Source organism: Bernardetia sp. (assembly GCF_020630935.1).
GTDB lineage: Bacteria > Bacteroidota > Bacteroidia > Cytophagales > Bernardetiaceae > Bernardetia.
The window spans coordinates 45,684-52,398 of record NZ_JAHDIG010000030.1 but is presented as its reverse complement, the minus strand read 5'-3'; the positions used below and the strand labels follow the sequence as shown (position 1 = coordinate 52,398).

General features: G+C 34.9%; 6 protein-coding genes and 1 tRNA gene. 4 read left to right on the top strand and 3 right to left on the bottom strand.

Features of this window, described 5'->3' with window-relative positions; translation table 11 throughout:
• The coding region (locus QZ659_RS10155) for a trans-sulfuration enzyme family protein (protein WP_291725643.1) at nt 1-803 on the top strand (803 nt) is incomplete at its 5' end.
• 59 nt (nt 804-862) lie between these two features.
• On the opposite strand, the gene QZ659_RS10150 is transcribed toward QZ659_RS10155, so the two are convergent.
• Nucleotides 863-947: transfer RNA gene (locus QZ659_RS10150), tRNA-Ser, on the bottom strand.
• A 440-nt stretch (nt 948-1,387) separates the two neighbouring features.
• Here QZ659_RS10150 and QZ659_RS10145 point away from each other — a divergent pair.
• Nucleotides 1,388-3,070 carry a pyruvate dehydrogenase complex dihydrolipoamide acetyltransferase gene (locus QZ659_RS10145; protein ID WP_291725641.1) on the top strand — a complete coding sequence of 561 codons (1,683 nt, stop codon included), beginning with the start codon at nt 1,388-1,390 and terminating at the stop codon, nt 3,068-3,070.
• Nucleotides 3,071-3,191: 121 nt separating this feature from the next.
• Nucleotides 3,192-3,353 carry a hypothetical protein gene (locus QZ659_RS10140; RefSeq protein ID WP_291725639.1) on the top strand — a complete coding sequence of 54 codons (162 nt, stop codon included), beginning with the start codon at nt 3,192-3,194 and terminating at the stop codon, nt 3,351-3,353.
• A gap of 212 nt (nt 3,354-3,565) precedes the next feature.
• On the opposite strand, the gene QZ659_RS10135 is transcribed toward QZ659_RS10140, so the two are convergent.
• Nucleotides 3,566-4,108 (bottom strand): DUF6252 family protein, encoded by a 543-nt coding sequence (locus tag QZ659_RS10135; protein WP_291725637.1) that lies wholly within the window; start codon nt 4,106-4,108, stop codon nt 3,566-3,568.
• Nucleotides 4,109-4,235: 127 nt separating this feature from the next.
• Nucleotides 4,236-5,207, bottom strand: a complete 972-nt coding sequence (gene trpS, locus QZ659_RS10130) for a tryptophan--tRNA ligase (RefSeq protein ID WP_291725636.1) — start codon at nt 5,205-5,207, stop codon at nt 4,236-4,238.
• Between the two features lie 225 nt (nt 5,208-5,432).
• On the opposite strand from trpS, the gene QZ659_RS10125 reads away from it, so the two are divergent.
• Nucleotides 5,433-6,614 (top strand): ABC transporter substrate-binding protein, encoded by a 1,182-nt coding sequence (locus QZ659_RS10125; RefSeq protein ID WP_291725634.1) that lies wholly within the window; start codon nt 5,433-5,435, stop codon nt 6,612-6,614.
• The last annotated feature ends 101 nt before the right edge of the window (nt 6,615-6,715 follow it).

Sequence of the window (6,715 nt, the reverse complement as noted above, 5' to 3'; positions counted from 1 at the left end):
ATTTTATAGATATGCAAGATGAACAGGCTTTGAGAGATACAGTTAATTCAAATACAAAAATGATTTGGATAGAAACACCTTCCAACCCACTCTTACAAATTATTGACATAGAGAAAACAGTAAGTATTGCAAGAGAAAACAAATTGATTTCAGTAGTCGATAATACTTTTGCCACGCCTTATTTGCAAAATCCGATAGATATAGGAGCAGATATTGTTATGCACTCAGCAACAAAATATTTGGGAGGACATTCTGATGTAGTAATGGGAGCTTTGATGTTAAATGATGATACTCTTGCTGAAAAGATTTATTTTATTCAGAAATCTTGTGGAGCAGTTCCATCTCCTTTTGACTGCTTTTTGGTACTTCGTGGTATCAAAACCCTTCATTTGAGAGTAGATGCAAGCTGCAAAAATGCTGCAAAAATTGCTAATTTTTTAGTAAAACATGATAAAATAGAAGATGTATTTTATCCGTCTTTAACATCTCATAAAGGACATGAAATTGCAAAAAAACAGATGCAACAGTTTGGAGGGATGTTGTCTTTTTCTCTTAAAAACGACACACAAGAAAATGCACGTTCATTCTTTGAAAACATTAAGGTTTTTGCTTTAGCAGAATCTTTAGGTGGTGTTGAGTCACTAGCTTGCTACCCTGCTATGATGACACACGCTAGTATTCCAGCCAAAACGAGGCGAGAAATTGGTATCAAAGATTCACTCATTCGTTTGAGTATAGGCTGTGAAAATGTGGATGATTTATTGAGTGATTTAGAACAAGCTCTTTCTTTTGTGAAAGCATAAGTTTCAGAGCATAAAAAAACCGTTTTTATCATTTCTGATAAAAACGGTTCGTACTTTTGCAGAGGAAGAGGGATTCGAACCCCCGGTACCTCTCGGTACACCGGTTTTCAAGACCGGCGCATTCGACCACTCTGCCATTCCTCTAGTCGATGCTATCTTAAAGTGTTTTGCGTTTTTTTATTGCGTTTCCCTTAAGACGATACAAATGTAGCACGCTTTTTTTGAATATACAACCTTTTAACTCAATTTTTTTTCAAAAAGTTCGATATTTTTTCATTATTTATTATAAAATAATTGACTTTCAATAGGTTAGCTTTTCGTATTTTTTACAAAAAAAATCTAGTTTTTTGAATAACCGAATTTTTGATGAATTAGTTAGAGATAAGAATATACTTTTCTTTAAAAAAACAGGAATAAGTTTATACTAAAATTGCCTTCACAGATTAAATTCTTATCTTTGAAGTAGAAGTATCAGATTCTACTTTTTAGGCTATCTGAAGTATGTCTATGTAAAGAAAAAGAATCTGTACCATTAAGAATTTGAACAACAATACGCAACAAACCACATAAAATAATACGTTCTTATGGCTGAAATCCTTATTATGCCACGCCTTACCGACACTATGGAAGAAGGTGTTGTGGCAAACATACTCGTAAAAGAAGGAGATAAAGTAAAATCAGGAGACCTTTTGGCAGAAGTTGAAACTGACAAAGCAACAATGGAATGGGAAAGTTTCGTTGAAGGCGAAGTTTTATATATTGGTGTAAACGAAGGAGATGGAGTTCCTGTCAATGACCCTGTAATGATTTTAGGAAAAAAAGGAGAAGATATTTCAGACCTAAAAGCCAAATTTGGAGCAGAGGGAGCAAAAGAAACTAAAAAAGAGGAAGAGCAAGAAGAACAACCTAAAGAAGAAATACAGCCTAAGAAAGAAGAGCCTAAAAAGACAGTATCAGCTAAGAAGACCGATACTTCTTCTATCAAAGCTACTGTCTTACGCATGAGGAAGATGACAGACACTATGGAAGAAGGTGTTTTGGCATCTTGGCTTGTAAAAGTGGGAGATAAGGTAAAATCTGGCGACGTAGTGGCAGAAGTTGAAACAGATAAAGCTACTATGGACTTTGATATTTATGAAGATGGAGAAGTACTCTACTTGGCAGCAGAAGAAGGAGATAGCGTTGCTATTGATGCGCCTATCGCTGTAATTGGAGAAAAAGGAGCAGATTATCAAGCTCTTTTAGATAATGAAAGTAGTAGTACGACAAGTGAAAATACAGAAACAGAGGAAAAAGAAAGTTCACAAAAAGAGGCTTCTATGCCTTACGATAGAGATGAAAAACCTAAAAACACAAATTCTGATGCTGATGGACGTATTTTTATCTCTCCATTAGCAAAGAAAATGGCTGAAGACAATGGATACGACATTAGCCAAATAGAAGGAAGTGGGGAAAATGGAAGAATTATCAAAAAAGATATAGAAAACTTTACTCCACAAGAGACTTCTTCAACCAAGCAAGTTTCTGACAAGCCAACAAGCCAAGCACAAACCACACCACAAAAATCTGCACCAGCATTTGCACAAGAAGGAGTACGAGAAGAGAAAGTATCACAAATGAGAAAAGCTATTGGCAGAAGTCTTTCAGATAGTAAATTCAAAGCTCCTCATTTTTATCTGACCATTGCAGTTGATATGGACAAAGCCATTGAAACACGCAAAATGCTCAATGAGCTTTCAGATAGCAAAATTTCTTTTAATGATATTGTTATCAAATCAACAGCATTAGCTCTCAAAAAACATCCTAATATCAATGCTTCTTGGCACGGTGAGACTATCCGTTATTACGACAACGTCCACATGGGTGTGGCAGTAGCAGTAGATGAAGGGCTTTTAGTTCCAGTTGTTCGATTTGCAGAAATGAAAACGCTTTCCCAAATCAATAAGGAAGTAAAAGATTTTGCAGGTAAAGCAAAAGATAAAAAATTACAACCTTCAGACTGGGAAGGAAGTACATTTACTATTTCTAATTTAGGAATGTTTGGAATAGAAGAATTTACAGCAATTATCAATGCTCCGAATGCGTGTATTTTGGCAGTAGGTGCGATAAATCAAAAACCTGTTGTTAAAAATGGTGAGATTGTAGTTGGCAATGTGATGAAAATGACACTTTCTTGCGACCACCGAGTAGTTGATGGAGCAGTAGGTGCAGCTTTCTTACAAACTCTCAAAGAGTATATGGAAAACCCATTGAAGATGTTAGTTTAATCCATACGATTCTATAATTTTTTAGGTAAAAAAAATTAGGGTTTGACTTTTTAAAGTTGAACCCTTTTTTTTAAGTTGTTGTCTCGTACTAGTATAGTGTTACAACAAAACCTTTTATTTTATGAAAAGTAAGTATGTAAAACGCACACAAAAAGACTATACAATGCAACTCAAACTTCAAATTATTTGTGAGATAAAAGAGGGCATTTTTACCGTTACTCAAGCTCAACGTAACTACGATATTGAATCTTGTGCAATGGTAATAAGAAAATATCAAAATTAGAACCTACAAAAAAGCAAAATCAGAGCACCGAAAGACATCTAACTAAAATGTATCTCTAAAACTGTAACACTATTTCAAGACGAGGCATATGTTGGTCTCTGTAACGGTAAGCCAAAACGAAAGACCAACAACGGTAGAAAAATTACTTTATGTTGTTCAATTATTGCAATAGTATAGCCAAGAAAAAAGAACAACATAAACTACGATAGCTGTTAATATGTTAGGTCAAACTCTCCTTCCCTTATTTCAACAACTTTTCCCTCCTCATTAACGGCATCAAATTCAAATTTACCTCCCATTATATTATTTTCAATATCGTGGTATAAAATTTTTAATGTACCTTGATGAATGTTGTTTGTTTTATAATCAGTAATGGTAGGAATATTATTAGTATACTCCCCTTGATTTGGTTCGTTGCCGAGATTATAAATATTGCCAACCATTGAAGATGTTCTACTAATACCAGTAACTACCATTCCGACTGATTGATATATAAAATCTGGAGATTTACCTCTATTTGAAAAAGAAAGGTGCATATAGTCTGTACTATCAAACTGAGGATAAGATAAACCAAACCATATAGAATTAGCTCCTGGGCTTATTACTGGAGAAGGTTTTAAGAGCTTGCCATTCACTTTACACTTGACACCACCCCTACCGTCAAACACATAGTTTCGATTATCCAAATCAACTGATGCCATATCACAAGCAGTAAATGTTATCAACAATAATAAAAAAAGTAATTCCTTTTTCATAGTTCTATTTATTTTTAGATGTAAATCAATTTCCAACTTTACTAGTATTATGACGAACATAACACTAATTCTGTTGCTGGCTGATTAACAAAAAAAGGAAAGCTCCTATTATCTCATTTGTATTTTACTATGCAAATCCCAACTGCTTCCTAACTTTCTGCAAGACTTCAAAAGCTACTTTTCGTGCTTTTTCTTCACCAACTTTTAGGCTTTCTTCCAAATGTTTGTCATCTGCCATCAGTTTGTCAAAACGTTCTCTTTCAGCTTTGTATTTATCCAAAATGAGTTCTAAAAGAGCTTTTTTGGCGTGTCCGTAGCCATAGTTTCCACCTTCATAATTTTGTCTCATCGTTTGGAGTTCGCTCTCAGAAGCCAAAAGTTTGTAGAGTGAAAAGACATTACACGTTTCGGTGTCTTTTGGCTCTTCTAGTGGCGTGCTATCCGTTACGATAGACATAACTTGTTTTTTGAGCTTTTTCTCTGGTAAGAAAATATCAATCGTGTTTCCGTACGACTTACTCATTTTGCGTCCGTCCGTACCAGGGATAGTCATTATCTGTTCATCTACTTTTGCTTCTGGAATAACAAAAATTTCTCCGTATTGGCGATTGAAAGCAGAAGCAATATCTCTAGTAATTTCTAAATGTTGAATTTGGTCTTTTCCAACAGGTACAAACTCGGCATCATAGAGCAAAATATCAGCAGCCATCAAGACAGGATAGGTAAAAAGTCCTGCATTCACGTCTGAAAGCGAATCAGCTTTGTCCTTGAAGGAATGAGCATTGGCAAGCATCGGGTAAGGCGTAAAGCACGATAAATGCCACGCAAGTTCGGTTACTTCTGGGATTCTTGACTGACGATAAAATGTATTTTTTTCAATATCAAAGCCAAATGCCAACCACGCAGCAGCTACAGCATTGGTGTTTTGGATTCTTGTTTCGGCATCTTTTACCGTAGTGAGAGAATGCAAGTCAGCAATAAAAAAATAAGAATCGTTACCAGCTTTTTTAGAAAGCTCAATGGCTGGCAAAATTGCGCCCAATAAATTTCCTAAATGTGGACGACCAGAAGACTGAATACCTGTGAGAATACGAGACATTTTCTAATGATTAGTGATTAATGGTTAGTTATAAATGAAACAACCATATTTTTTATACAAACATTCAAAATTCAAAAAAAAGTTTGAAAAAGCCTAATTGATTTTATGATTCAATAGATAAATTCTGTTATTTCGTTTTTGATTCTAACATAATGTTCAAAGACAAGCCGTTTTACCTACTTTGTCGTTGTTGGTATTTTTACCAATAATTTAAACTTTCTCAAAATGAAAAATTATTTTCGCCTTATATTTTTAGTTTCGTTTCTTTTTTCTTGTGGCTCTGATAAAATGACAGACAAGGAAAAAAATGATGAGTCAGCTATTGAAAAGGAAGCATTAGAAAACCCTATTGATTCTTTAAAGTTGCTTCACGCCAGTCAGTTTGCTTCTTACGATTATGGAGGTTTTAAAACATTGGAAGTTTATGACAAAAATAAGAATCTACAACAGCGTTATCTTTTGTACAAAGGAGAAAAGCCACAGACCAACTTAGAGTATGATTTGGCTCTCCAAACTCCTCTCAAACGTATTGTTTCACGCTCTACCAAGTATGCTACTTTTTTTTCACTTTTAGAAAATGTAGAGAATGTAGTGGGTTTTGTGGGTTCACAGTATGTTTCAAACGAAAAAATTAGGCAACATTTAGAAACAGGAAAAATTAAAGAAGTAGGAAATGATGATGGCTCTGGAGTAAACTTCGAAGGGTTGGTTAGTCTAGAACCTGATGCTATTTTTACGTATGATGCTAGTCTGTACGGAGGGACAAGCGATACACAGCAAAAAATGAAAGAACTTGGTTTGCCAGTCGTGATTTGCAATGAAACTTTGGAAAGTTCGCCACTAGCGCAAGCAGAATGGATAAAATTCTTTGGCGTTTTGTTTGAAGAAGAGGAAAAAGCCAGTCAAATTTTTGGTGAAGTCAAATCAAATTACGACGCTCTCAAAAACTTGACAGCAAACATCAAAAAGGAAAACAAACCCACACTTTTTTTTAATGCGTGGTACAATGAAACATGGTTTATGCCCAATGGAGATAGTTATGTAGCGCAGTTTGCCAAAGATGCAGGTGCAATATATTTATGGGAAGATTTGGAAGGAAGTGGAGCTTCGCCATTAGCTATAGAATCTGTGTATGACAAGGCAGAACAAGCCGATTATTGGTTTCATGCCAGCGACTGGACAAATATGAATCAGCTTATCAGTGCAGACAGACGTTTTGTTTCTTTCAAATCAGTCAAAAATACAACTGTATTCAATCACAACAAAAGAAGACTCAAAAGTGGTGGAAACGATTATTTTGAAAGTGGTGTAGCTTTTCCAAACAAAATTTTGGAAGACTTTATCAAGATTTTACACCCTAATTTAATAAAAAACAAAGAGCTTTATTTTTATGAGAATTTGAAATAATCATTTAGAGTACTGGACATGAACAGATAGTTGCTGTTCTGTGAGTTACAGAATAGGGGAAAAATACCGTTCGTTGGTATTTTAGCATAGTGACACCAACA

Excerpts from the sequence above, each read along its gene's own strand:
- QZ659_RS10145 (WP_291725641.1), top strand. The coding sequence starts at position 1,388 with ATGGCTGAAATCCTTATTATGCCACGCCTTACCGACACTATGGAAGAA.
- trpS (WP_291725636.1), bottom strand. The coding sequence starts at position 5,207 with ATGTCTCGTATTCTCACAGGTATTCAGTCTTCTGGTCGTCCACATTTA.
- QZ659_RS10135 (WP_291725637.1), bottom strand. The coding sequence starts at position 4,108 with ATGAAAAAGGAATTACTTTTTTTATTATTGTTGATAACATTTACTGCT.
- QZ659_RS10125 (WP_291725634.1), top strand. The coding sequence starts at position 5,433 with ATGAAAAATTATTTTCGCCTTATATTTTTAGTTTCGTTTCTTTTTTCT.
- QZ659_RS10140 (WP_291725639.1), top strand. The coding sequence starts at position 3,192 with ATGAAAAGTAAGTATGTAAAACGCACACAAAAAGACTATACAATGCAA.